This is a genomic window from Leeuwenhoekiella sp. LLG6367-2.1 (assembly GCF_045055775.1).
Taxonomy (GTDB): Bacteria; Bacteroidota; Bacteroidia; order Flavobacteriales; family Flavobacteriaceae; genus Leeuwenhoekiella; species Leeuwenhoekiella aequorea.
In genome coordinates this window covers 398,160-424,917 of the sequence record NZ_CP159331.1, presented here as the reverse complement: position 1 = coordinate 424,917, position 26,758 = coordinate 398,160, and the positions used below count along the sequence as shown (strand labels likewise).

Sequence of the window (26,758 nt, the reverse complement as noted above, 5' to 3'; positions counted from 1 at the left end):
GAATCAATTTAATTAGAACAATCAATCATGATTAGAAATATAAAATCAATTTTCACTTTAAGTTTAATTCTGGGAGCAGCAAGCTTTGCGCAGGCTCAGGATAAAGATAATTTAGGGACCGAAGTCGTAAATGTTGTTAAGCCTTACACTCCAGAAATAGGTGATGCCTTTAAAATTAAAGCTACACCAGCATTAAACGACTCTGTAAATACGGCTAAGAAAAAAGTTACCTACGGTATATTCAGCGTACCCGTAGCTTCAACATTTGCTCCTGCAAAAGGTAAGGCTACAGCAGTAAAGAAAGCCAAACCTATAAAGTTATATGATAACTATGTGACACTAGGTTTTGGTACATACACCAGTGCGCTTGCAGAAATGTATACCAATTTTGAGATCGACAGAAACTCAAATTTTGGGATCTATCTAAATCATAATTCGTCTCAGGGAGGAATCGAAGATGTGGTTCTTGATGACAAATTCTATGATACAGACTTAAATTTAAACTACAGTTCTCGTACAAACAACTTTAACTGGCGTACAGATTTAGATCTAGGACATCAATTATATAATTGGTATGGTTTGGATGCTCAAGTTGCGCAAACCCAGTCTATAGTTCAATTTATAGACCCTTCTCATAGTTTTTATAATGCGGGATTAAGTGGTTCTATAGAATTTAATGAAGGATTTTTTGAAGGCGCTTCTGCTGAGGTAGGTTATTTTGGAGACTCTTTTGAATCTAGTGAAATACGTGCGGTTGTGGCACCAGATTTTATGGTTCCTATTGCTAAGCAGAAACTAAGTTTAGATTTGAAATTAGATTATGTAAACGGAAGCTTCGACCGAAACTTTGATATTGATGAATCTCTTGAGTACAGCCATTTAATCGTAGGAGCAAATCCAAGTATTCAGATATTAAAAGAAGATCTTACTTTAGACCTTGGGGTAAATGTTGCAGCAGATTTTGATCCTAATGCTTCTAAAACTGATGTAAAAGTTTATCCTAGTGTTCGTGCTTCATACCGCCTTGTTGATGAATACTTTATTATGTATGGTGGTCTAGAAGGAGACCTTAAGCAAAATACCTATCAAGATCTGGCAACAGAAAATCCATTCGTATCACCTACCTTAGATACAATTTCTCCTACAGATCAGAAATTTGATTTATATGCGGGAATAAAAGGGAAACTAAGTAGCGCTATGAGTTATAATTTAAGAGCCAGCTACTTGTCTCAGGATAATAGACTTTTAATTAAAAACAACCCAAGATCACCAGATGCGGCCAATGCTTCGGCTGCGGAAGGTTATCAGTTTGGAAATTCATTTGGGATTGTAAATGATGATTTACGTACGCTTTCGTTATTTGGAGAACTAAACTTTGATGTAAACAGCAATTTAAAAATGCGAGTTAACGGGGAAGTTTTTAGCTATGAGACCGAATTATCAGAAGAGGCTTGGAATTTACCCGATTTTAAAGCATCGTTTTTTGCAGACTACCAGATCGATAAAAACTGGTTTGCGGGGATTACGCTATTCTACGTAGGGGAGCGTAAAGATCAAGAGAGTGTTATGACAAACACAGTACAAAATACTCTTGCGGTTGAAACTCTAGAAAGTTATTTTGATGCAAACGCACACGTGGGATACCGCTTTAATGATCAACTATCATTTTTTGCACGTGTAAATAATGCTTTAGGAAATAATTACGAACGCTATATTAATTATCCTGTACAAGGAATACAAGGTATGGCCGGTGCAACTTACCGATTTGACTGGTAGTATTTACACAGTATTTACACAGTATTTAAAACAAAAAAATCTCCTCAACAGGGAGATTTTTTTGTTTTAAAATATGTCTAGTTAATTTGTACTTTCGCTGAAAATTTAATGTTATGCGTATTTTGCTGTTAGGCTTATTAAGTCTGTTTTTTGTAATTAGTTGTAAAAATGAAACTGCTAATAAAGAGGAAGTTGATTTACTGGTAATCAATGCTCAGGTTTATACCGTAGATTCAGAATTTTCTAAAGCACAAGCATTTGCTGTGCGTGATGGAAAATTTATAGCTGTAGGAGCCACAGATTCACTACTAGCAAAATACACAGCAAAAGAAACTTTAGATGCTAAAGGAAAAACTATACTACCTGGATTAATTGATGCGCATTGCCACTTTTTTAGATTTGGGCAATCGTTACAAAATGTTGACCTCGTAGGCACAGAGAGCTTTGATGAGGTTGTAGAACGTGTTGTTGCTTTTCAAAAGGAAAATCCTTCAGAATTTATTTATGGTAGAGGCTGGGATCAAAATGACTGGGAGCTAAAAGAGTTTCCAAACAAAGCAAAGCTAGATTCATTATTTCCAGATACACCAGTTGCACTTCAGCGTATAGATGGTCACGCACTCTTAGTAAATCAAAAAGCACTTGATCTGGCAAATATTAATGCATCTACAAAAACTGAAGGTGGAGAAATAATGCGTGAAGGCAATCGTCTTACCGGTATTCTCATCGACAATCCTATGGATTTGATTACAGCGATTATGCCGCAAATGACACGTGATCTAAAAGTGAAAGCTTTACAAGATGCGCAGCAATACTGTTTTGATTATGGGTTGACCACGGTAAATGATGCGGGTCTGGATAAAAATACGATTCTGCTTATAGATAGCTTACAGCAAGCTGGTGGTCTGGATATGCGTATGTATGCGATGATAAGTAACACGCCTGAGGATGTAGATTATTTTCTAAATAGTGGCATTCTAAAAACAGATAAAATGAATGTACGCTCTGTAAAAGTTTATGGCGATGGTGCTTTAGGATCTCGTGGAGCTGCTTTAAGATTACCGTATTCTGATCGTGCAGATCATTATGGTGCTCTAGTGACACCGGTAGATAGTATGTACAATCTTGCGCAGAAACTGGCGAAAACTAATTTTCAAATGAATACGCACGCGATTGGAGATTCTGCAAATACTGTGATTTTAAAAGCCTATACCGAAGCTTTAAAAGGACAATCTGATAAGCGCTGGAAGATTGAACATGCACAGATAATAGCACAGGAGGACTTTGATTATTTTGATGATAATATTATTCCATCTGTACAACCTACTCACGCCACCAGTGATATGTATTGGGCAAAAGATAGATTAGGAGAACGCAGAATGAAAGGAGCTTATGCTTACAAAAAGCTACTTCAAGAGTCTGGCGTAATAGCACTCGGAACTGATTTCCCTGTAGAACAGGTAAGTCCGTTTTACACATTTTACGCTGCTGTAGCGCGTAAAGATTTAAAGCAGTATCCTGAGAATGGTTTTCAAATGAAGGATGCTTTAACACGTGAAGAAACGTTACGTGGGATGACAATCTGGGCAGCCTTTTCTAATTTTGAAGAGCAAGAAAAAGGAAGTATTGAAGTGGGTAAGTTTGCAGATTTTATTCTTATGGATGAAGATATTATGACTGTTGCCGAAGATTTAATTCCGAATCTAAAAGTAAACCAGACGTGGTTAGGCGGTAAAAAGGTAAAATAATAGATTATAAATGAAATTAAAATAAAAGCACCCTTTTGATAATCAAAAGGGTGCTTTTATTTTAAAGCTATGCGACAGGCTAAATAAGTTTATTATGAGTTTTGTTGACGTAGTATTTTAAAACAAAATACACACAGGAGCAGGAGCATTTACTTGAGCAACATAAGTAAGTAAACCGGTTTCTGAATCTCTTTTGTAAGAAACAAGGTTGTTACCATTTTGATTGGCCGCAACAATAAATTTCTCGTCTGGTGTAATCTGAAAATTACGTGGGTCTTTACCTCGTGTTGGTTCGTTTGCTAAAAGCTTTAAGCTGCCATCTTCTAATACCTCAAGAATTGCGATGCTATCGTGACCACGATTAGAAGCATAGATAAACTTCCCATCTTGAGAGATATGAATATCTGCCGCTTTAGAAAAATCTTTAAAGTCACCTGGAAGAATACTGGTGTTGTTTAAAATCGTATAATTTCCATCTTTATTCTCAATTTGGCTTATAGTATTATTGAGTTCATTAAGAACATACACGTAATTTTTCGTTGGGTGAAATACTAAATGTCGAGGACCTGCTCCCGGTTCAAAATCTAATTTCTGAGTAGGGTTGGGGTCGAGTTTATTAGTTTCGGTAATAATTGAAGAAAACCATAATTGATTAGTTCCTAAATCTACAGATATGATTCCGCTACCATCTGGAACAAACCAAGCCGAGTGTGCGTGTGGGCCTTCCTGACGGTCTGTAGTTCCTTTGCCTTTATGTTGCTCCAGATCTAGTAATTCACTTAAATTGCCGTCTTCATTCAGTTTTAATAAACCTACATTGCCACCGCTATAATTAGCTACTAAAACATAATCTTGATTGTTTGTAGTTACGTAACAAGGATGCGCTCCACCGGTATTACTTGAATTTATTTGTACCAGCGTATCGCCGTTAACCTGAAATGATTCTATTGTGCCGGGGTCATTTTCATTAACGGCCAGCAAAATATCTTTATTCTTATTAAATGCAAGAAATGATGGGTTTGCGGCTTCGGCTGCCAGAACAGGCTCGGTAAAGCTACCATCTTCTTTTAATGCTAATTTATAGATGCCTTTGCTCGCTCCATCAGTATACGTGCCAATGTAAAACGAGGTGTCTTTGTTTTCGCTTGTTGTGGATTGAGTCATGGAAGTTTCGGTTTTTGTTTCGGTATTTTTACAAGATATAATGCTGAACAAACTCAAAGCAAATACTATTGTTTTCATATAAATGGGATATTTCCGGTTTGATTTTCCGCTTATGCGAAATCTAAAATTACTGTATTTCTTTAGCCTTAAACAGCAGTAAAAAAAGCAAAAAAAATCCCAATACAGGTATCGGGATTTAAAAGTTATGCAAATTATTCTGCGTTATTGGGATACCAGTCTAGCATAATCACTTCGCTGTCAATATCTGCAGCATCTACCAGGCTTTTAAATTTATCGGTATCGCTTAATCCATCCTGACCTCTAAAATGGTACGGATAAACTTGTTTAGGAGCAAAAGCAATCACACCATCTGCAGCACGTTCTACAGTCATAGTGTAAGGTAAATTCATACAAACAAAAGCTTTGTCGATATCTTTAAGATTGCGCATTTCTGGGATGTCTTCTGTATCGCCAGAGAAATAAACACGCATACCTTCTTTTTCAATAACGTACCCATTACCGCGGCCTTTAGTATGAAATTGTTTTGCTTCTTCTCTCAGGTTATACATAGGTATAGCAGTGAGCTCATAACCATCCCAAGATTTAGTTTCATCATTGGCAATAGGTGTTACTCTATTTTTAAGATCGGTTTTTAAAGCGTCTATTACAGCCTGAGGAGCAAAAATGGTAGTTGTAGAATCTGCGATAGCATTAAGAGTCTCTTCATTTAAGTGATCTCCGTGAATATCTGTTACCAGGATTATATTGGGTTTAGGTTGCCCTTCAAAAGCAGCTGCGCCTCCTACAGGATCTATGTAAAATACAGCATCGCCAAAATCAAATACAGCCGTTGCGTGTTCAATAGGAGTGATGTTAAATTCAGTTTCTACCGCAGTGGAATCTGTTGTTGCTGCCATCTCATCCATATCTGAGTTAGCATCTGATTTGTTTTCATTTTTACAACTAAATATTAATGTAGCTGTTAACACTGTGAGTACTAATTTTCTCATTTTCAGTTTTTTTAAATATTATTTAGTAAAGAAAGCAAGAAATAGGCAATAGTCTTACTAAAGAAATTGTAAAGCTTAAAGTTTAATCTGCATTTTTATATCTGCACGTAAATACGGATTAGGCTGCTCCAACGGAATTTCTTTAAAACCAAATTTATGGTATAGGTAAATGGCATTTTCAAGCTTTCTACTTGAGTATAGAATCAAGGAATCAAGACCTTTTTTCCTAGCAAAATCAATGGCAAACTGAAGTAATTGCTGACCTATTTTTTGACCTCTGTAATGAGAATCTACAGCCATTTTAGTTAATTCAAAAACACCATTTTCATCGGGCATTAGTGCCACAACACCCACTACGTTATCCTCTAATTTAGCAACTAGGATATCTCCGCCAGTGTTAATTATATATTTTACGGGGTTGCCTAATACGTTTTGGTCGTGTTGCTCTACGGTAAAAAACTGTTCTAGCCAGTGAATATTCAGCGCTTTAAATGCTGCAGCATATTCTGGTTTATACGTGTCAAAATTCACAAATAATTATTTTAATTAGACCGCAAAGCTATGACACCTGCCGGTAATATTAATAAGCAATCAAGCAGTATTTGCGAGGGTCAAATTCTCGTTTTTAAGGTTGGTTTTTGTAAATTAGATTTTTAATAAAAATTGAATCCATGACCAATTCTAAATACGGAAAAAATACAATATGTACACACGTGGGTGAAGTGGAAGATACCCAGTTTAAGGGAGCCATATCACCATTATATATGTCAACTTCTTACGCGTATGAAGATGTGGATGTAAAACGTTACCCGCGATATTTTAATACGCCTAATCAAGAAATGCTAGGAAAAAAAATAGCAGCTCTTGAAGGTACAGAAGCAGGGATGATTTTTGGTAGCGGTATGGCCGCTGTGAGCACAGCCTTGTTAGCATTTCTAAATGCCGGCGATCACATAGTTCTGCAAAAAACACTCTATGGCGGTACGTTTAATTTAGTCGAAGAGGAATTCTCAAAAATGGGAATAGAATATACATTTACTGAGGGTCTTGCCCGTGAGGATTTTGAAAACGCAATAAAATCAAACACAAAGGTTTTATATATTGAAACACCATCAAATCCGTTAATGACTATAACCGATATGCAAATGATTGCCGAGGTTGCAAAAGCTAAGGGAATAGTCACAATGATTGACAACACCTTTGCATCACCGGTAAATCAAAATCCGGCTGCCTATGGGATCGATATAATTTTGCATAGTGCTACTAAATATATGGGTGGGCATAGTGATATTCTAGCAGGAGCAGTAGCCGCATCTAATGCACATATGGAGCAAATTTGGCATAAAGCTAAAAATTTGGGCGGCAGCTTGAGCGACTTTAGTGTGTGGATGCTTGAACGCAGTTTGAAAACACTTGTTTTGCGCGTAAAACAACAAAATAAAAACGCTAAGAAGTTAGCGAAGTGGTTAGAAACTAATGGACATATTAAAGCAGTGTATTATCCAGGATTGAAATCTCATCCCGATTACGAATTAGCAAAATCACAAATGAGTGGTTTTGGAGGTATGCTTTCTTTTGAGTTAGCAGACGAATTAAATACAGCTACATTTTTACAAGAATTAAAATTAATAAAGCCTTCCATGAGTCTGGCAGGAGTAGAGTCTACCATTTTATCTCCCACACAAACCTCACACGCCCTATTAAGTGCAGAAGAGCGTAAGCATCAGGGAATAAATGACGGTTTGCTGCGGTTTTCTGTAGGTATTGAAGACAGGAAAGATCTAATTTCAGATTTAGAACAGGCACTTGAAAAAGTGGTGAAAGATAGTTTAAATTTCAGTATTTAAATTTTAAGAATGCGGGTTGGATTTTACAATAAGCAAGAAGTAGTTGTCTCAGAAATCAAATAACTAGATGATAACGTAGGAAGTTTGGCAGGTTTCAAAAAGAAGGTTAGTTTTTGATATCTGTTACGACTTAATGAAATTATAAAAGCAAACTTTTGAAATTAGATATATTAGCCATAGGTGCACATCCCGATGACGTAGAGTTGTCTTGTTCTGGTGTATTGGCAAAAGAAATTAGCCGCGGAAAGAAATGTGGTATTCTCGATCTTACGCGAGGTGAGTTAGGGACACGTGGCTCTGCAGAAATTAGAGATCAGGAGGCAGCTGCAGCTGCCGAAATTTTAGGGTTAAGCATTCGTGAGAATATAGCACTAGCAGATGGTTTTTTTGTAAATGATAAAGATTCGCAACTGCGTATCATTGAGATTTTAAGAAAATACCGACCTGAAATTGTATTGTGTAACGCTATAGATGATAGGCATATTGATCACGGTAAGGGAAGTAGGCTTACAAGTGATGCTTGCTTTTTAAGCGGATTAAAAAAGATTGAAACAACCTTAGACGGAAAATCTCAGGAAGCCTGGCGACCTAAACAAGTTTATCATTATATACAGTGGAAAAACTTGAAGCCTGACGTAGTAGTTGATATTAGCGGTTTTATGGATGTAAAAATGAAATCTGTACTTGCCTATAGATCTCAATTTTATGATCCTAACACTGGAGAAGACAATACACCCATTAGTAGTAAAAACTTTCAGGAAAGTATTAAATACAGAGCTCAGGATCTGGGAAGACTAATAGGGACAGAATATGCAGAGGGTTTTACAACAGAACGTTATCCCGCTGTGGACTCTATATTTGATTTGATTTAATTTTTTTACTATAATGTATTGCGCATATTAGGTATTTGCCTTACATTTGCACCCGCATAAATCGCTAGCGAATTATGTTTTTATATGGTGGTTGTAGCTCAGTTGGTTAGAGCGCCTGATTGTGGTTCAGGAGGTCGTCGGTTCGAGACCGATCTTCCACCCGGAAGTAAAAATCCTTGCAGAAATGCAGGGATTTTTTCGTTATAGTATATACCTAAAAAATGCATCACGAATACTTGCAGGTACTTCTGCTAATTTGTTACAACATCTTAAGCGTTAGATTTAAAAGATCTTTACTCCAATACTAATTAATTTCTGCATTTACACGCCCTTTTACCGGCATTTTTTGCGTTAGATTCGGTCCAGGTGGTTATACCTGATGTACATCTTGATAGTGCCGAATGGGATTTAGTAGGGTGGTAAATAGTACTCTTTCCGCATACATAAACTGTGGTATATGCTTCTGATCGCACATTCCCATTTGTACCGGTAAAACTTACCAAGAGACAAGTCGTAAATAAGAAGATTAAATTTTTAATTTTCATAGTAAGCTTAAGCGTTAATTCAACTTTTTAAATTCTTTTGCGTTCGTAAAATAAAGCACGTAAATAAAGCTAAATATTTTGAATACTAACTACTTAGTGACTAAAATAAGTAATCCTATTTTGAACAATTTTTTAGTTGATCCTTGCCATTTTCAGTTATGCTAAATCATTGAAAATTTAACTTCTTTAAAAAATTTAGTGGTTGCATTTTAATTATTCAGATACTCTAAGGTATTAACCATCTCAAACTTTGGACTTCGGTTTATGAATTCCCTTAAAAAAGCAGTATGTGCGGTTCCCATTATGATAAATACCCGATCTTCTTTAGTCATAGGAATTCTATTAAGATTAGTATAAATCTTCATATTTCTGTGATAGAACAATGCTGCATTATCGGCACCTTCAAAGCCGCTTTCTATACCCACATATAATAACTTATCTGCATTTGTTGTTATGGAGTAGTCGAGATAAACCGGTTCATTAATCAATTTAAATTTTTCTAATAAAGAGAGATTGTCAGAATTAGCTTCGCGTTTTGCCAAGGCAGGAAATTCTTTAAAAGGTTCATTTGTAAGTTGTAAATAGGTAGCAGGATCTACAGCGTTTTTTAAATCTGCACTGTTTTCAATAAAATCTCCTACGCTATAATTATATCCCATATAATTGTCAATACCATAAATTGAATCGACTTGACTTAGTCTTCCTATTTCAAAACCAATCATACTACTCTCTCCATATTTAGAATTTAGGTTTATGGGATTTTTGAGATATTCTTGATAAGCTGCGTTAATTTCAGTATTGTATTCGGGTAAATTCTCAATACATATTATAGTGGGTCTGAAACGCGCCAATAATTTAGAAATAGTTCTAATTTCTTGGTGTGCAGCTTCTGTACTTTCATCAAACTCCGTTTTATGTGCATCAGTAGTATCTCCAAAATGAAAACTACCAAGGTTTAGAACTTGAATTTTCTCACTTTCAGAAGTCTCCGTTTTCTCTTTATTCTTTTCTAAAGGTTTGTTTTCTGTACAACAGATAAATACAACGCATAAAAGAAATATCATTTGCTTCATATAATCAGATTTCACCATTTATAATAGTTTAATTCGCTGATTAATATACGCTTATTCTCGTTTGAAATTTTAAAACAATAGGAGGTAGATGTAAGTTGGAGAGGATAGTATAGCTTATCCTGATTGTGTAAGATTTTACTGTTTTCTTAAAACCTTTTGTTCGCTACAGAACAAAAAGCCTATCTTATTACTGGTGTATCTTAGCAAGGCTAAGAATGCGCTATTTTTTACTAAGGTCAAATCCAAGATTGAGCTGTATCATTAATGGCCAGACATTGCCGTTACCATTGGTATCAAAATAATATTGAGGGCCTATGTCAACTAACAAATGGAAATTTTCACCATATTTTCTTTGAATTCCCCAGGTAGGACCTACGGCAAAATCAAAATTTGAAGTACGCGATACATTTTCTGCTATAGAGTTTCCACGTGTTATAAATCGTAGCGCTACAAAATTTCCCGAATTGTTATCAATGGTTTTGTTTTTACTTATGCGCTTGTTTAGATTATAAAACCATTTTTGTTGTATATCTACAAACGGACTTATAATATATATAAATCCATTTCCGCCGTAAGTTAAATCGGGATAGCCACCATTGTAACCAATTCCTATAGCTGATGAAAATGTCGAATATTCCCCAGTAGGTAATTCTAATTCTATTGCTGGATTTAAAAAATTAACTCGCCAGACTTTTTCGGTATTAACGCTGATCGTTTCCTGCGCGTAAAATGTAGTAAAAGATAAAATAAGGAATAAACTGAGTAGTGATTTTTTCATATTGACAAATGCATATTTTAGCACGTTAGTGTATATGCAAAGTAAGTCATAACTCTAGAAAAAAAAATAAAATTGATTTTTCTGAAATATAAATATCACAAGCAGAAATATTTTAAACTTCTATACCTTCAGACAAGATCACAAACCTGTAAGAGACTTACTGGTGTTTCTCTTGTAGTAAATAGCTATGATATTTTTCAAGCCTTGTATTCGCATTACTATCTACCAGCAGAATGATTATCATCATACCTATTGTAGTAATCCCAATAGCTCTCCACAGTGGTTTATCTATAAAAATAATTAATAATGCTGCGGTAATAATTATTACAGGAATAACCTTAAAAACAATGGTTTTATATTCTGCCATCGATTTTTCGGTTCTTTTAATTTCTGAATCAATAAATGTGGATGAATTGCTTTTATAGGCAGTAGCGAAGCTGGTAATTCGAGATTTATTTGCGTAAAAAATACCAATACCTACTATTAATAATAAGGCTCCTGCGATCAACATAGGATAAATGTATGATTTGGCGAGTTCTGTTTTGCCAAGCTGCCAAAATCCTATGCTCGCCGAAATAAAAAGAACACCAAACGCTATAAAAAATCTGGACGAAAAAACTTCAGCTTTTGCCCACTCGATTGCTAATTTTAAAATTTCCATATTAATTCATTTTATATTTTTCTCTGTATTCGGTAGGACTAATACCTTCTTTCTTTTTAAATAATCTTGAGAAATATTGAGGATACTCAAACCCGAGTTCGTAAGCAACTTCAGCAATACTCTTGTGGGGTTTTAATAAAATATTTTTCGCCTCATTAATCAAATATAACTGTAGGTGTTCTGTTGAGGTTTTTCCTGTTTCATTCTTAAGTGTGTCACTAAGATAACGTTGCGAGACATTTAAATGCGCAGCCAATTCTTCTACACTGGGAATTCCTGTTGTTTGCAATTTACCAGCATCAAAATAAGTAGATAATTGACTATTAAATTTTTCAAGTAAACTGGTGGATAGTTCTTTTCTGTTTAAGAATTGCCTTTCATAAAACCGATTGGCATACTTTAAAAGAGTACTCAACTGAGAAATGATAATATCTTTGCTAAATTCATCTTGGTTATTGTGATATTCTATCTCAATATTTTCAACGATCATTTCTATTTGTCTTTCTTCTTTAGGCGATAGGTGTAATGCTTCATTAGCGGAGTAGGAAAAGAAACCATATTTTTTTATTTGCTGAACCAGTTCTGTACCTTTTATGAAATCTTCGTGAAAGTTTATTGAAAAGCCCTTTTGTTCAAATACAACGCTGTTATCCCACTGTAATACTTGCCGCGGAGCTAGAAAAATTAAAGCGCCATTCGTAAAATCATATTTGGTTCTTCCATAATTTAAATCACCGGTTACAATTTTCTTTAAACTTATCGAATAGCAATCATTTGTAATAGGAGGCGAACTCGCTTTAGGACAAGGTAGAAATCCATCGCCGCTGGCGGAAAATATGCTCAGCATAGGGTGTTCTGGACCCGGAAGTTCTAGGTAATCTAAGTAAGAAGATAAGGTCTTAAAGTGTTTCATTTAACTAATTTAAAGATTCCATTTAAACTGAGTTTCTTTTTCTGATACTGTCCAAAGTTTAATCGCTGTTGTTTTGTCTTGAGCGTGAGATTCTAAATCACAAGCACCTACAGGACCCGTCCATTGCATTCTGCCGGTAGGACCATAGTATTCTTTCTGATTTAAATTTTCTTCAGATTCAGTAGCACACATTATTTCCGGGTAAGCGCCTTTTTCTGCAGATTGAACTAGGGGTGTCATCGACATTAACCCAAATATAATTTTTGACTTTAGACTACCACTATTTTTAATTAGAGAAGTGGCAGAGGCACCTGGATGACAAACGTATATTTTCACGTCTCTTTGCGCCGCTGCCGTTTTATCTTGCAACTCATAGGCAAACAGCATTTGTGCTAACTTACTATGACAATACGTATTATTGGGATGGTAATTTTTATCCCAGTTCATATCATCAAATTGTATTGTTTTAATTCCCATTTTGTATCCTTCGCTAGCCACAACTACTATACGACCTTTAGATTGATCTAATAAATCATAAAGCAAGCCGCACAACAGAAAATGCCCGTAGTGATTTACACCTAACTGACTTTCAAAACCGTCTTTTGTGAATTTTTGAGTAGGTACTTGCGCAATAGCTGCATTGCAAATAAGAGCATCAATTTTATGAAACTCACTCTTAACTTGTGCAGCAGCTTCCCGCACTGATGCCAGGGATGCCAAATCCATTTTAATGAAAGATACTTTTGAATCTGAACCACACTCTAACTTTAACTTAGCTATAGCATCGTTAGACTTTTGAGTATTACGATTAAGCATAATTACTTCTGCTCCCTTGCTTAAAAGTATTTTACTTGCTTCAAAGCCTGCACCGGTGTTTGCACCTGTTATAAGATATGTTTTACCTGTAAGATTATTTATTCTACTTGGTGTCCAACCATTAGCGCCAAATTTTGTTTTACTCATTTCGTTTACTTTTTAGGTTTAAAAGAATAAGACAAAGGACGCACTAATGGATTTTTCCTTAGTAAACACATTTTCATAAGTTGTATACTTTTTAGCAAAGCATACAAACTATCATCGCTACAACAATTCTACAGGCTGTTATGATGGCTTTTTATTTCTTTAATGATTAATTCGTAAGTATCTTTTAGAATGTCTTCGTTCAATACAAAAAATGGTAATTAGTTATTAAGTTTCAGCTTATGATGTACTGTAAACCGAACAATATTACGATCGTAAAAATCCACTCCTGTAGATCGTTGTTGATACCAATTAAAATAACCCACTTCAACACCTAGATTTTCTAGAAACATATACTGAGCACTAATACCTATTCGGTTTTGATCAAAAATATTTTGGACAACTTTATTACCGATGTTTACATGTAATTCTTCAAAAGCCTTAAATGTGAGCTGTGAGATAGGAGCGTAGCGAAGTTCTATTTTGTATCGTGCCCTAATAGTTCCGAAGTCATAATCTCCATTAGATTGTTCAAAAAACCGAAATTCGGTCCAGTATCGATGGCCTAGAGTAACTTTGGAAATTATATCGTGCGTATAAGCGAGTTCTGCTACAGGACGCAATTCTAATGAATTTTTAAAATCTTTTACTTCTGGATCTTGCGGTTGTGCTTGTTGCAAATAAACAAAGCCTAACGCTGTACTCCAGCCATTATTTAATTTGCGATCAAGCATGGTTCTGGAAATAAACTGGTGTTGTCTCCACGGAAACCAATAGGTGCGCTCTTCAAGCTCCTGCCGTAACAAATAGGTCTCATTAATTTGTACTTTTAAGGAGTATCCTGCCCATAATAACTGTTGTGATTCAATATTTTTCTGCGCATTAAGGGGGAGAGTTATCGCTATTAAAATAACAACAACAAAAGTTTTAAATGCGTGATGCATTAGAATTTAAAGAGCAATTTTAGTATCATAAGAGACAATTGAAAGGAAAGAATTTGAATTTAAAAGTTATTCCCAAAAAGCGAAATTATACTTTTTAATTATGTGATTACTTAATTTAGATCGGTTTATTTTTTTAAAAAAATTACATAAAAAAGCCCCTTACTTGTAAGGGGCTAATTTTTTTATTTGGCTGCGAAAATTATTTTTTGTCAACCACTATGCGATCTGCGCGATTGGCTAGTTCCCAAGCAGTCAAAAATACAAGTTGAGTTCTTTTTTGAAGCATTGGGTAGTTAATCTTATCTGGCGTATCTGATACTTTGTGGTAGTCTGCGTGAACACCATTAAAATAAAATATTATAGGCACTCCATTTTTCGCAAAATTGTAGTGATCTGAGCGGTAGTAGAATCGGTTAGGATCCTTATCGTCATTATACGTATAATCCAGATCGATATTCATATATTTCTCATTTACTGCAGTTGAAATACTATCTAATTCTGTACTTAATTTATCTGATCCTATTAGATAAATGTAGTTTTCATTATCCTTATGCGCATCATCAACGCGACCTATCATATCTATGTTAAGATCTGCTACAGTATTTGCTAAAGGGAAAATAGGGTTTTCTGCATAGTAACGAGAACCATACAACCCTTTTTCTTCGCCAGTTACGTGTAAAAATACTACAGATCGCTGCGGTGCATGACCTGCTTTTACTGCATCATTAAATGCTTCTGCAATTTCGAGTAAACCTACAGTACCAGAACCATCATCATCTGCTCCATTATAAACCTCCCCATCATCACTCATTCCCACGTGATCAAGATGTGCAGATATAATTATATACTCCTCTGGTTTTGTACTTCCTTTAATGTAAGCAACAACATTTTCAGATGCTTTTATTCCACTACCGGCTCTAAAAAAACTTTCAGGAACTGTTTGAAAATAGGTGCTGTCTAAAGCGGCAGCAATATCTTGATTTTCATAAAATTCTTTTAAGTATGCCACTGCCTTTTTCTGGCCCGGTTCACCTGTATTACGACCTTCAAATTCATCTGAAGCATAAACATATAGCATTTCTTTTAGCTCTTCTGCAGTAATGCTATTAGCATAAGGCATTGGATCTACATCTTCAATAGATACACCATCTGCACTTGAGCTTTTTGTGTTGTCATTCATTTTAGGACCACAATTCACCAGCAACACACTTGCCAGTAAACTGGTCATCAAAATAGTTTTTTTCATAAAAGATTTAAATTTTAAAGACCTTAAAAATACACTTTTGAAATATGTGTTTTAGGCTAATGGTTAAATTTTAGCTAAATTCTAACAACTAATTGCCGGTTATGTGTAGTGTAAATAAAATATTGCTTCATTTTCTTTGGATATCGCAATATTCTCATAATTGGTCATAAAGTGCAATGTCTGCGGAATATGCTCAAATTCTTGCTCGGTATGCGTAGTTGTTAAGATTATAGATTTTGAATCCCCATTTGCTGCTGCCTGAGCTCCCGTGGGACTATCTTCAAACACCACGCAGTCTGAGAGTTTAATTCCCAAATCATTTGCAACCAACTCGAATACTTGTGGGTCTGGTTTGCCACGTTGCACCATATCACTATGCACTACAGTTTTAAAATAGCTAGCTAACCCCAGAGCTTCAACTGTAAAATCAGCATTTTCTTTAGGAGCGGCGGTGCCAATGCCCATAGGTATATTTAGATGCTTAGCTTTTTCCAAAAATTCCTTCAATCCATCTAGGAGCTTTATATCAGGAGCGTACAATTCTCTATAATCAGCTTCTTTTGATCGAGCAATTTGAGTCATCTCGTCCTTGGAGTATTTGTCGCCAAATAAGCGGATGAGAATTTCGTCGTTAACGCCGTGAATATCGCGTTTAACTTCTTCCAGTGTCATGTCTAAACCTAAATCTTTCAACCTTTTTTGCCAAGCTCGATGATGTACCATCATATTATCTATCATCGTGCCATCCATATCAAAAACGAGAGCCTTGATCGCAAGCTTATTTTTATAAGTAGAATTTTTCAAAATGTAGTTTTATAAAGTTTCTACACAAAGGTAACTGGTTTGGCTACAAGGCAACTTTATAAATCAAATTCACTTAAATGTAATAAAGTACACGAATCAGATAAGCATTGATAGATTTTTCGACAGGTGATTTTTACGATGCAATTAATCTAATCCCGATAAAACTTCCTCTCCTTGAGGAGCGGTGGCACGCATCTCAAATTGTGTGATAAAATCTTGTTCGATTTTTTCTAAATATTCTGAAGGATTTTCTATGCCGCTCATACTGTCTACAAGCACTTGCATACTTCTTTTTCCAGAACGTAAGTTTTTAAATACATCTTGAATGAATACTGCCATTTTATCTTTACCAATTTCTTTTTCCATATCTAAAAACTGTTCTGGAGTAATAAGTAAGGCTTGTAGTTCTGGTTGATTAGTAGATTCTCTAGTATTCTGTGTACTGGCAACCGCCTGTCCCTGTACGTATGAAGTTAACTTCTCATACTGTTGCGGATTGCTTTCTTCAATGTATTTTAATTTGACATATTTTGCTAAAGATTGCAAGAGCATTTTATCCAAATTGTCTTCTGGTTTAAAAGCATTTGCTAAAAAATAATAAGCTTCATCCTCTTCAATGGTTATATCAATTTTATTAGGATTTACATTTTTTGTGGTGTTAAGTACCGTATTATAAACCACTTCATTACCATAAATAGGAGACTCTGCCTGAGCATAAACGATTTTACTGTTAGGGTCATCTACCTGAGTGATATTTTCTAAGTAGCCGCGTGTTCTTGCAAAACGTTCTTCTAGTTCTGGAATTTTGTCTGCATCAACGTTAATGTAGTTTGCGTACTTCCCTTTTTGAAAATTTAAATTTCCCGCAAGTAAAATCATATCTCCTTCTACACGGGTGTTCTCAAATAAAGATCCGCTCGGTTTTGGCTCTCCTTTACCTATATAAATGCTTTGACAATCCTCACAGTTTGCGGTAATAGCATACGTATAATTAAAAGGATCTAGATATTCTGCAGCATTACTATTACGTTTCATTACCTCAGGATACCATTTGTTACGCGTGCCTGCACGTAATATTCCGTTGGAGTAAACAAGTTCTCCTTTATATTTTTTAACTTCCTTAGGATCGTCTACTTTTTTTATTTTTCCTTCTGTGGTAATTCTCAATTCAGATTGCGGAGTAATAACAACCGCACATCCCACAATTACAGTGTAGATGAGACAATCTTCACAATTTTGAGGTACTTTACTCGAAGCGATACGATCACCATTTAACTCGATTGTTTTTACTTTTATATGCTCATTAAGCTTAAACGATAGCGTTTGCGTATTTACAGGAAGATTAGAAAGAGTAAAGACGCCTTCGATACTTTCATCTGCTAATGAAATATTAAGCTGTCCCTCTAAATGACTTGATTTTTGAGCTGAAATAAAGTGAGCTACAAATAGTAAACTTATACACACCAGTTTTCTCATTATTGGGTAGTTTTATTTATAGGGATTGGGTTTTTAAGTTGTTTTCTCAAAATGGAGACGATAAAAATGTTCCAAAATTGAAGTATGTTATACTCAAATGTAGACTAATTGATACTGAGCAAATTATATTTGGTAGAAGTGTGTCGTTTACCTTAAAAAAGAATATTTTAATCTAAAAGGGGATTTTTTAGATAGAAAACTGTTTTGAGATTGCAGTTTTATTTGCTATTAATAATCTCGTAAAAAGCTGATTTAATGCAATTTTGATTGATTAAATTCTATTTCTAATTAAAGATTTATTCATATCTACTGAATAGTATGTAAAATGAGAGAGTTGGCACTATTTTATTAAGAAAAAATTAACAAATTTATAGCGATGCGAGAAGCTAAGATTGCACGCCTAAAAATGAAGAAATGCCTAGATAGGCTATCTGAATAAGTTTAGTTCAGCTCAAATGAACTGGTTTGATACGCGCCTAAATCTATACTTTCTGCTCGGGAATTTCCCAGAAGGTCTACAGGTGCTTGTTGAAAGCCGTTGATGCTTCCCATATTTTCAGCAGGCGACTGCTCATTTATAAAATAGTGATTGTTTGCTGTGTCTTTAAATAACGGATTTTCATTTAAAAGAATGGCAGTATAAAATTCTTCATTGTCAAACTGATATTCTGGAGTTTCTGTAAAGTCATTAAAGGGATCTTCAAAGCGAATTAAGCAATTTTCAAACCTGAAATTAAATTCTGCAGTAGCTACTTTCTGAAATCCCAATTCCAGATTTTTATTCCCGTAAATAATACAATTTATAAAGTTGGCTTCTTTTAAATCGGCTACCTGAAGTCCATCGCCAACTTCTAGGTAATTATCAATTTGTACCGCAGGAGTATTCCTGAAACTTTGTGTCCAATAATTGGCAAACGTACTGTGAATAAAATTATAAGAGCCACCTTGACGTAACCATAAATTTGATAAGCCAGAATTCCCTATTACAACATTTTTACCTGAAATCGAACCGTTGATACCATACATACCCACAAACGCAGAATTATAAATCTGTGAATTTTGTATGCTGACAGCAGCACTTTGAGTCTGGGATAATCCTTCGGCTAATATGCCAATCTCATTATTTTTTATGGTTACATAATTGAGATTTCCGGTACTGCCAGAAGTAAACCAGATGGTTCCCCATTGTCCCGGTATGTCTTTATAATGTGGTTCAAGCCGATCTCCTTCAAAAATAATTTCATTTTCTAAAGCGTCCTGGTCTGTGCTAATTGTTCCATTTGCTTGTAGGTGAGCCGCATCTGCTATTAAGATTCCACTATTTTGATGAAAATAAATACGTGCACCGGCATCAATTTGAAGTGTTTTTCCGCTAGCTACACCAGCATAACCATAAATTACGTAGGGTTTTTGGTTTGTAAATTGTAATTCATCATCCTCTAAGAAGAAACCTTCAATCTCCACGGATTGCCCATTTTCATCGGTTCCCAGATTTAAAGTTTCTTTGATACCAGCAGCATTGCGCGACGGATATCGAAATATAGCATCACGTATAAGAGTCACAAGATTGATTTTTTGAAGATTTATACCACTATCAAATTCAATCTCATCTGTATATAAAAAGTCGTTAGCGTCTATAATGGAAGCATCAACGGTTACTTCAACAAAAACAAATATGCTGTCTTTAGGTAGAATTTCTATATTTTCAAAAATTTTACCGGCTTTACCATTAACATTCAATCTGTAGTTGGAGTTTTCGCCTTGAGCTAAACCTACTTGTGGAATGGTAATTAAATTATTTGATCTATTGTATACTTTAATAGAATAGGTGCTGCTGCTTGTGTTAGAAAACACCGTGTCAAGAAATAACGTGTCTCTAGAAAATTCTAATCTACCATTACTTAACGTTGCTTCAAAATCTTCCCGACAAGAACTTGCCAATATCATCGATAAAAAAGCAATGCATACATAAAGGTATTTTCTCAAAGTCGATTATTTTTTGATGATTTTGATTTCAAAAATTGTGTCCCAGTGCTTACCGGTAACGTATAACTTGTCTGTAGCTGCATTGTATGCGATTCCATTAAGAACTTCATTGCCATTATCTTTTATAGATTTGACTTCGTTCTTTAAACTTCTAAGATCAACTACACCTTCAATGGCCCCTGTTTCTGGATTTATAATTGAGATACTGTCAAACTGATAAGAATTTGCATAAATTTTACCGTTTACCCATTCAAGTTCGTTAAACTTAGAGCGTATTTTTTTTGAATCTACTACCTGAATGTAATCAAGCTCATTAAGATTTTTTGGATCGAGCATCCATATTTTTTCTGTACCGTCAGACTTGTAAATCATTTTTCCATCATTACAAAGTCCCCAGCCTTCTTTACTCTTGTTATATTGAAAAGAACCCTCTTTTTTAAATGTACTTAAGTCGTATATAAACCCTTGATTAGACTTCCAAGTGAGCTGAATAATTTTTGAATCTATAATTGTTAAGCCTTCGGCGAAAACAGATTTATCAAGATCTATACGTTCTAAGATCGCTCCGGTTTTCAAATCTGTTTTTAATAATCCAGAATGACCATATTCACCTACACTTTCATATAGTGTATCTTTATAAAATTCGAGTCCTTGCGTATATGATTCTACGTCGTGTGGATAGGTGTTTACGATCTCATAAGTATATAGTGCCGGAGCTTCTTTTGAAACAAAAGTTATAGGCATTGTAATAAAAGCAGACTTTCCTTCGGCAAAAACTTCAGCTTTCAGTTCTTTTGCCCCTAATTTTTTAATAGAAATTGGTGTCGTTAAAGAAGATAAATCTTTTTTAGAACCCAGCCGTGTATTATCTAAGTAGTACACCACAGAATCTACTTCAATTGTGCCTTTAGATTTTAAGTTTATGGCTAATGATTCACCATTAATTAAGGTTTGAGCAGGCTTATCTGTGTTAATTGAAAAGCTTTTGCTTAAATCTTTTCCGTTACCGCATGACCATGTAATTACAGATAAAACAAAGAGAGCGAGAAGGTTATAAATGCGCATAGGATCTTTAAATTTTGACGTCAAGATAATTCATTAAATTCAGTTTAAAAAACGTTTGGTTTGCTAGAGTATTACTGTATATTTGCAGCTGGCAAGTCCTACACAACCAGCTCCTGTCGAACTCCCCCAGGGCGGGAACGCAGCAAGGGTAGATGGTCGCAGCGGTGTGATGTAGGTAGCTTGCCTTTTTTTATGCCTTATATTTACGTAATTTCCCCGCTCTAAATTATATTTATGTCTCAAGTTATCTTGATCACAGGAGCATCTTCCGGAATAGGAAAATCTACAGCACATTATCTCGTTTCAAAAGGATTTACAGTTTATGGAACCAGTAGGTCGCCCAAACAACCCGAAGAAAATGGAGTTAAGTTTATTGCGCTTGATGTTACAGATCGTGCTACAATTAAAAGTGCAGTAGCTCAAGTTTTAAAAATTGAAGGACGTATTGATGTTCTTATTAATAATGCTGGAAAAGGTATTACCGGACCTCTGGAAGAAATTCCTGAAGACGAACTTAAATCAATTTTTGAAACGAATTACTTTGGTCCTTTAGCATTGATAAAAGAAGTCTTGCCAGCAATGCGGGAACGCAGATCTGGACTTATAATTAATGTGACTTCAATTGCGGGCTTTATGGGTCTTCCTTATAGAAGTGCTTATTCAGCTACAAAAGGAGCGCTAGGTCTTACTACAGAGGCATTGCGCATGGAGCTGAAAGAGTTTAATGTTAAATTGTGTAATGTAGCGCCGGGAGACTTTGCTACAAACATTGCCTCGGGTCGATATCACGCGCCACTATCTCCAACGTCTCCCTATGCAAATAACTTCGGAAAATCTTTAGCTTTAATGGATGAGCATGTAGATCAGGGATTAAATCCTGAAATTATGGGAGAAGCCATCTATAAAATTATAAAAACACCTAATCCTGATGTGAATTATAAGGTAGGTGCATTTATGCAGAAAATATCGATTTTTCTAAAAGGGGTTTTGCCGGGTAAAATCTATGAGCGATTGCTTTTAAATCACTATAAATTATAAGCAAGAAGTTAATTTTGAGTAGGAGTTAGATGCTTTTGTTTAATACCTTTCTTTCTAATAAATGACGTTTTAATTGCGTAAATTTGGAACTCAAAACAATTGATAATTCAAAAAAATCTTTACATGAAATTTTTTATTGATACAGCAAATCTTGACCAGATAAAAGAAGCCCAAGAACTAGGAGTTCTTGATGGTGTAACTACTAATCCTTCATTGATGGCTAAAGAAGGCATCACAGGTAGAGATAATATATTGAAGCATTATGTTGCTATATGTGATCTTGTAGATGGAGATGTAAGTGCAGAGGTGAACTCTACAGATCTTGAAGGAATGATTGAAGAAGGTGAAGAGCTAGCAGCTTTACACGATCAGATCGTAGTTAAAATCCCAATGGTTAAGGATGGGATTAAAGCATTAAAATACTTTAGTGATAAGGGAATACGTACAAACTGTACACTTGTATTTTCAGTAGGACAAGCATTATTAGCGGCAAAAGCGGGAGCAACTTATGTTTCACCTTTTATAGGTCGTCTTGATGATATTTCTACAGATGGTTTAGGTTTAATTTCAGATATACGCCTGGTATATGATAACTATGCATTTGAAACTCAAATCTTAGCTGCTTCTGTACGTCACACGATGCACGTTATTGACTGTGCAAAATTAGGTGCTGATGTTATGACGGGTCCATTATCTGCTATCGAAGGATTGCTTAAACACCCACTTACAGATAGTGGTTTAGAGAAATTCTTAGCAGACTATAACAAAGGAAATCAGTAGTTAATACTGTTTGAACTTAATAAATAAAAAATCCTGCTCATTGAGCAGGATTTTTTTTTTCTTGTAATTGAAAGGATAATTTATTTTTCAAGACCCTGAACCAGTTCATTTTCAAAATTCGAACTGTAAATATTTGCGTGGGCATTAATGATAAAACCTTTGCGATCTAAAATAAAGGTTTTCAGTAGTGAATTCATAGCGAGATCACGTGTTATTTTTTTATAACTATCTGTGAACTGTACTTGTTTTGATGGATCAAAATCATAACGTCTTATGGTATTTATCCAGTCTGTATAATCATCATTAACGTTGATTGATAAGTAGGTGTACTGTGGATATTTCTGAATTAGAGATTCTGCCAGAGCTTGTGAACGTTTAGCTTGAGATTTTTTAGAATTAGACCAGAAGAATATAAACGTTGGTTTCTTTATAAGGTCTCTTAAATTTAATGTGTCGTTATTAACATTAATTACACGCTCTTCAGGAATTCGTTTTCCAGTCTCGATGTTCTTATTTGCCTGATACAGTTTTTCGATTTCCGCTTTATCATTTTTAGAAGATATACGATCCATATAAATGTCGTAAAGTGTTTCTCCGCCCTTTTTATCATTACTATTTGCCAGATAATTTTTGATTGTACGAGTTAAAAGAAAGCTCTCTACGGTTTCATCTTTAATCTTAGTCTCTATGATACGTAGTTTATGCAAATTATGAGTAAAGGATTGCGGATTGTAAGGTTCAGACTTGTAATAAGCCTTGTAAGCCTCGTGATTAAAGTAATTGAGTAGAAAACGCTGATACGAAAATAGGTTTATTAACGATGCATCATTAAAATCTGCCTCTTTCCGGCAATCATAAAACGAGCTTGGCAATGAGTCCATATATTTTAAGCGATCTTCTCCAAAGTGTGAAGTAGGATATACCTCTTTACGAGCACAAAAGTCATATTTAATTATGGCTCTTGCGATCTTTTCAAATTCTTCACTTACTTCATTACGCTCGAGGAAAGTTTCTAAATAGGCCTCACGCTCTTGTTTCAGTTTCAGAATATTTTGATTGAAAGTTTCGGGATCGGTTTGATAAATATCACCACGAATCATCAAATTGTTTTCTTGCTCATTCTGAAGAAAAGATTGAATCATCAAATTGTTTTCTGCTTCACCATAACCGCTAAAGGTCAAGGTCTCATCAAATTCAAAAGTATTTACACGAAGTAGTAAACTATCTCCACTCTCTAAATAAATGAGTTGTTCTTCATTGTGAAAAATCTCGTAGAGACCATTATCTACGTTTTCTAATTTATAGAAAAACTTATTGTCCTGATCAAGAGGAATGCTGTCAACAAGGATATTGTTCTTGCGTAATAAAATGTGATTTGAAGTTGGGTTAACAATTTCTCCGCTTAAATACGTGCCAGATCTTGAAGATTTAGTGTCTTTAGCACATCCTATACTAAGTAGTATAGAAAAGAATGCCATAATTAGCTTAAAGCTCATATGTAATTTTTAGTCTATAGGAGAAATTTAGGTTAATACGCCAAATGTAGTTTTGCTGCTCGAAGTCTCTTGTTAATTAGAAGTTAAAACATATATTATAAAAGTTAATATTTCTTGTTTTAGGTTATAAGCTGTACTTTTGCAGATCATTAAAAAATCTGGGTTTAATCTATGTTATCAGTATCAAATTTATCTGTTCAATTCGGTAAAAGAGTTCTTTTTGACGAAGTAAATATTTCATTTACTCAAGGAAATTGCTATGGAATTATCGGAGCTAACGGAGCAGGAAAATCTACATTTTTAAAAATAATCTCAGGAAAGGATGATGCTACCAGTGGTAATGTGCATCTTGAACCTGGTAAGCGTATGTCTGTTCTAGAGCAGGATCACTATGCTTTTGATGAGTACACAGTTTTAGATACTGTTTTGCAAGGAAATAAGCCGCTTTATAAGATCAAAACTGAAATGGATGCTTTATATGCAGACTATTCAGATGAAAATGCAGACCGAATAGGGGAGTTGCAGGTGAAGTTTGAAGAAATGAATGGCTGGAATGCGGACAGTGATGCTGCAGCTTTACTTTCTAACTTGGGTATTTCTGAAGAGCATCATTATAATTTGGTAAAAGATCTAGATAGTAAGCAAAAAGTACGTACACTTTTAGCGCAGGCATTATTTGGCAATCCTGATGTTTTGATTATGGATGAGCCTACTAACGACCTTGACTATGAAACAATTAACTGGCTAGAGAATTTCTTAGCAAACTATGAGAATTGTGTAATTGTGGTGTCTCACGACCGTCACTTTTTAGATTCGGTTTGTACCCACATTTCTGATATTGACTTTGGTAAAATTTCGCATTTTAGCGGTAATTATACATTCTGGTATGAATCTTCTCAACTAGCGGCGCGCCAGCGTGCTCAGCAGAATAAAAAATCTGAAGAGAAGAAAAAAGAACTTGAAGAATTTATACGTCGTTTTAGTGCGAACGTAGCAAAGAGTAAGCAAGCTACTTCTCGAAAGAAAATGATTGAGAAGCTTAACGTAAATGATATTAGACCTTCTAGCAGAAGATATCCTGCTATTATATTTGAACGTGAGCGTGAAGCCGGAGATCAGATTCTTAACATAGAAAAGTTAGCTTCTTCTATAGATGGAGAGGTTCTCTTTAAAAATGTCAACTTAAATCTTGCTAAAGGAGATAAACTCATAGTTTATTCTAAAGATAGCCGTGCTACTACAGCTTTCTATGAGATTTTAAATGGAAAGCAAAAGCCACTCGAAGGTAAATTTGAATGGGGTGTAACTACAAATCAATCTTATCTTCCAGTAGATAATCAGGAGTTTTTTGAAAATGATCTTACGCTAGTAGATTGGTTACGTCAATATGCAAAAACCGAACAAGAGCGTGAGGAAGTTCATATTCGCGGATTCCTTGGTAAGATGATTTTCTCTGGTGAAGAAGCTTTAAAAACTTCTAATGTACTTTCAGGAGGCGAGAAGGTGCGTTGTATGTTGAGTAGAATGATGATGCAACGAGCAAACGTTTTAATGTTTGACGAGCCTACAAACCACTTAGATCTGGAGTCAATTACAGCTATAAACAATAGTTTGAAAAACTTTAAAGGGACGATTTTACTTACTACGAGCGATCACGAATTTGCTCAAACAGTAGGTAATCGTATCTTAGAACTTACACCTAATGGTGCAATAGATCGCTATTTAAGTTTTGATGACTATATGAATGATCCAAAAATTAAAGAGCAGCGTCAACAAATGTATACTGTTGAGGCATAGTAAGCCTTAAATAAAAAAAAGCCGCAAATTGATTTAATCAATTTGCGGCTTTTTTTTTATTGAGATACTACTTCATAACTAAATCTATTAGAAGGTGTTTGACCTGCAATAGTTGTTTTAAGTTCTACAATATCTAAGGTTCTTGAGTCTTGGAGAATAGCATAAAATGAGTCTGTAGTGCTTTGGTTGTACGGAGCTAAAAAGTAGCTACCTGCAGTTTTCAATTTTATTCCCGCGCGTAGTTTGTAAGTGTCTTCCTCTTTTATCGCAGTTAGAACCACGCCTTCGGCAGCAAGTCTACCTTGACCTTCACTTACAAATACATCCGTATTAGTAAAAGGGATTGGTGATTTACGTTCAATATCATCTTCTTCATATCTAAATAAAAATATTTCAGAAAAACGAGCATCTGGAAAAAGAGAATCGAGTTTAATAGGTGTGCCATTATCTGCTATAAGAGAAACAGGAACATTTAATTCTATGAATAATGTATCATCTACATTATAGGTTTCACTAGCTTCGGGGATTGTGATAAGGTCAGATACTTCAAACGAACTTACAACAGGTACGTAATTTGTATCATCTGAAGTAGAGCAAGCCGTAGTAAGAGCAATTAAAGAAAGTAGAACGAAAGATAATTTTTTCATTAGTTGAGATTTAAGATTATTAATTAATCTTTAGATGATCAACAACGAAATAGGTTGCGCTGAGTTTTAAATTTATTTAATGAAGCGCATAATTTTATCCTACGGTATTAAGTAGAATATATAATAAACTTA

Annotated in this window: 24 protein-coding genes, 1 tRNA gene and 1 other RNA gene; 9 read left to right on the top strand and 17 right to left on the bottom strand. The window is 35.0% G+C overall.

Annotation, left to right across the window (positions count from 1 at the left end; translation table 11 throughout):
* Positions 1 to 27: 27 nt before the first annotated feature.
* Positions 28 to 1,776, top strand: a complete 1,749-nt coding sequence (locus tag ABVM53_RS01955; protein ID WP_405328843.1) for a TonB-dependent receptor — start codon at positions 28 to 30, stop codon at positions 1,774 to 1,776.
* A gap of 113 nt (positions 1,777 to 1,889) precedes the next feature.
* A complete protein-coding gene (locus ABVM53_RS01950; RefSeq protein ID WP_405328840.1) occupies positions 1,890 to 3,524 on the top strand; it encodes an amidohydrolase in 1,635 nt (544 codons plus the stop codon).
* A gap of 117 nt (positions 3,525 to 3,641) precedes the next feature.
* Here ABVM53_RS01950 and ABVM53_RS01945 read toward each other — a convergent pair whose 3' ends face one another.
* The 3 genes from ABVM53_RS01945 to ABVM53_RS01935 form a co-directional block, all read right to left on the bottom strand.
* Positions 3,642 to 4,766: a lactonase family protein gene (locus ABVM53_RS01945; protein WP_405328837.1), complete on the bottom strand. Its 1,125-nt coding sequence runs from the start codon at positions 4,764 to 4,766 to the stop codon at positions 3,642 to 3,644.
* 134 nt (positions 4,767 to 4,900) lie between these two features.
* The gene (locus ABVM53_RS01940) at positions 4,901 to 5,698 is read right to left on the bottom strand and encodes an MBL fold metallo-hydrolase (protein WP_405328834.1); all 798 of its coding nucleotides are present in this window, start codon (positions 5,696 to 5,698) and stop codon (positions 4,901 to 4,903) included.
* 75 nt (positions 5,699 to 5,773) lie between these two features.
* Positions 5,774 to 6,229: a GNAT family N-acetyltransferase gene (locus ABVM53_RS01935; protein ID WP_405328831.1), complete on the bottom strand. Its 456-nt coding sequence runs from the start codon at positions 6,227 to 6,229 to the stop codon at positions 5,774 to 5,776.
* Between the two features lie 140 nt (positions 6,230 to 6,369).
* On the opposite strand from ABVM53_RS01935, the gene ABVM53_RS01930 reads away from it, so the two are divergent.
* The 3 genes from ABVM53_RS01930 (at position 6,370) to ABVM53_RS01920 (ending at position 8,579) form a co-directional block, all read left to right on the top strand.
* The gene (locus ABVM53_RS01930; protein WP_371457083.1) at positions 6,370 to 7,545 is read left to right on the top strand and encodes a PLP-dependent aspartate aminotransferase family protein; all 1,176 of its coding nucleotides are present in this window, start codon (positions 6,370 to 6,372) and stop codon (positions 7,543 to 7,545) included.
* Positions 7,546 to 7,700: 155 nt separating this feature from the next.
* Positions 7,701 to 8,417, top strand: coding sequence for a bacillithiol biosynthesis deacetylase BshB1 (bshB1, locus tag ABVM53_RS01925; protein WP_405328827.1), 717 nt, complete (start codon positions 7,701 to 7,703; stop codon positions 8,415 to 8,417).
* 86 nt (positions 8,418 to 8,503) lie between these two features.
* A tRNA-His gene (locus tag ABVM53_RS01920) sits at positions 8,504 to 8,579 on the top strand.
* A gap of 146 nt (positions 8,580 to 8,725) precedes the next feature.
* Here ABVM53_RS01920 and ABVM53_RS01915 read toward each other — a convergent pair.
* The 12 genes from ABVM53_RS01915 to ABVM53_RS01860 all read right to left on the bottom strand — a co-directional run bounded on the left by ABVM53_RS01915 (position 8,726) and on the right by ABVM53_RS01860 (position 20,868).
* The gene (locus tag ABVM53_RS01915) at positions 8,726 to 8,962 is read right to left on the bottom strand and encodes a hypothetical protein (protein WP_371457085.1); all 237 of its coding nucleotides are present in this window, start codon (positions 8,960 to 8,962) and stop codon (positions 8,726 to 8,728) included.
* A gap of 209 nt (positions 8,963 to 9,171) precedes the next feature.
* Positions 9,172 to 10,053 (bottom strand): DUF5694 domain-containing protein, encoded by an 882-nt coding sequence (locus ABVM53_RS01910; protein WP_405328824.1) that lies wholly within the window; start codon positions 10,051 to 10,053, stop codon positions 9,172 to 9,174.
* Positions 10,054 to 10,255: 202 nt separating this feature from the next.
* A complete protein-coding gene (locus ABVM53_RS01905; RefSeq protein ID WP_371457087.1) occupies positions 10,256 to 10,813 on the bottom strand; it encodes a hypothetical protein in 558 nt (185 codons plus the stop codon).
* Between the two features lie 157 nt (positions 10,814 to 10,970).
* Positions 10,971 to 11,474 (bottom strand): hypothetical protein, encoded by a 504-nt coding sequence (locus tag ABVM53_RS01900; RefSeq protein WP_405328821.1) that lies wholly within the window; start codon positions 11,472 to 11,474, stop codon positions 10,971 to 10,973.
* 1 nt (position 11,475) lies between these two features.
* Positions 11,476 to 12,387: a helix-turn-helix domain-containing protein gene (locus ABVM53_RS01895; protein ID WP_405328818.1), complete on the bottom strand. Its 912-nt coding sequence runs from the start codon at positions 12,385 to 12,387 to the stop codon at positions 11,476 to 11,478.
* A gap of 9 nt (positions 12,388 to 12,396) precedes the next feature.
* On the bottom strand, positions 12,397 to 13,350 hold the full coding sequence (locus tag ABVM53_RS01890) for an SDR family oxidoreductase (RefSeq protein WP_405328815.1): 954 nt from the start codon (positions 13,348 to 13,350) through the stop codon (positions 12,397 to 12,399).
* 218 nt (positions 13,351 to 13,568) lie between these two features.
* Positions 13,569 to 14,291, bottom strand: a complete 723-nt coding sequence (locus ABVM53_RS01885) for a DUF2490 domain-containing protein (protein WP_405328812.1) — start codon at positions 14,289 to 14,291, stop codon at positions 13,569 to 13,571.
* A 199-nt stretch (positions 14,292 to 14,490) separates the two neighbouring features.
* Positions 14,491 to 15,537: a M28 family metallopeptidase gene (locus ABVM53_RS01880; RefSeq protein WP_405328809.1), complete on the bottom strand. Its 1,047-nt coding sequence runs from the start codon at positions 15,535 to 15,537 to the stop codon at positions 14,491 to 14,493.
* Positions 15,538 to 15,636: 99 nt separating this feature from the next.
* On the bottom strand, positions 15,637 to 16,341 hold the full coding sequence (locus ABVM53_RS01875) for an HAD family hydrolase (protein WP_405328807.1): 705 nt from the start codon (positions 16,339 to 16,341) through the stop codon (positions 15,637 to 15,639).
* A gap of 144 nt (positions 16,342 to 16,485) precedes the next feature.
* Positions 16,486 to 17,817: a hypothetical protein gene (locus ABVM53_RS01870; protein WP_405328804.1), complete on the bottom strand. Its 1,332-nt coding sequence runs from the start codon at positions 17,815 to 17,817 to the stop codon at positions 16,486 to 16,488.
* Positions 17,818 to 18,258: 441 nt separating this feature from the next.
* Positions 18,259 to 19,803: a hypothetical protein gene (locus tag ABVM53_RS01865; protein ID WP_405328802.1), complete on the bottom strand. Its 1,545-nt coding sequence runs from the start codon at positions 19,801 to 19,803 to the stop codon at positions 18,259 to 18,261.
* Positions 19,804 to 19,809: 6 nt separating this feature from the next.
* Complete coding sequence (locus ABVM53_RS01860) at positions 19,810 to 20,868, bottom strand: glutaminyl-peptide cyclotransferase (RefSeq protein ID WP_405328799.1); 1,059 nt, start codon at positions 20,866 to 20,868, stop codon at positions 19,810 to 19,812.
* Between the two features lie 89 nt (positions 20,869 to 20,957).
* Between ABVM53_RS01860 and ffs the strand changes: the two genes are divergently transcribed.
* The 3 genes from ffs (at position 20,958) to fsa (ending at position 22,686) form a co-directional block, all read left to right on the top strand.
* Positions 20,958 to 21,057, top strand: an RNA gene (gene ffs / locus ABVM53_RS01855) — signal recognition particle sRNA small type.
* Positions 21,058 to 21,102: 45 nt separating this feature from the next.
* On the top strand, positions 21,103 to 21,906 hold the full coding sequence (locus ABVM53_RS01850; RefSeq protein WP_405328797.1) for an SDR family oxidoreductase: 804 nt from the start codon (positions 21,103 to 21,105) through the stop codon (positions 21,904 to 21,906).
* A 123-nt stretch (positions 21,907 to 22,029) separates the two neighbouring features.
* Positions 22,030 to 22,686, top strand: a complete 657-nt coding sequence (gene fsa / locus ABVM53_RS01845; RefSeq protein WP_371457098.1) for a fructose-6-phosphate aldolase — start codon at positions 22,030 to 22,032, stop codon at positions 22,684 to 22,686.
* Positions 22,687 to 22,766: 80 nt separating this feature from the next.
* On the opposite strand, the gene ABVM53_RS01840 is transcribed toward fsa, so the two are convergent.
* On the bottom strand, positions 22,767 to 24,182 hold the full coding sequence (locus ABVM53_RS01840) for a TlpA family protein disulfide reductase (protein ID WP_405328795.1): 1,416 nt from the start codon (positions 24,180 to 24,182) through the stop codon (positions 22,767 to 22,769).
* 171 nt (positions 24,183 to 24,353) lie between these two features.
* Between ABVM53_RS01840 and ABVM53_RS01835 the strand changes: the two genes are divergently transcribed.
* Complete coding sequence (locus ABVM53_RS01835; RefSeq protein ID WP_371457100.1) at positions 24,354 to 25,979, top strand: ABC-F family ATP-binding cassette domain-containing protein; 1,626 nt, start codon at positions 24,354 to 24,356, stop codon at positions 25,977 to 25,979.
* Positions 25,980 to 26,035: 56 nt separating this feature from the next.
* Here the strand turns inward: ABVM53_RS01835 and ABVM53_RS01830 are convergent, their stop codons facing one another.
* Positions 26,036 to 26,626, bottom strand: a complete 591-nt coding sequence (locus tag ABVM53_RS01830; protein ID WP_405328792.1) for a hypothetical protein — start codon at positions 26,624 to 26,626, stop codon at positions 26,036 to 26,038.
* Positions 26,627 to 26,758 lie beyond the last annotated feature (132 nt).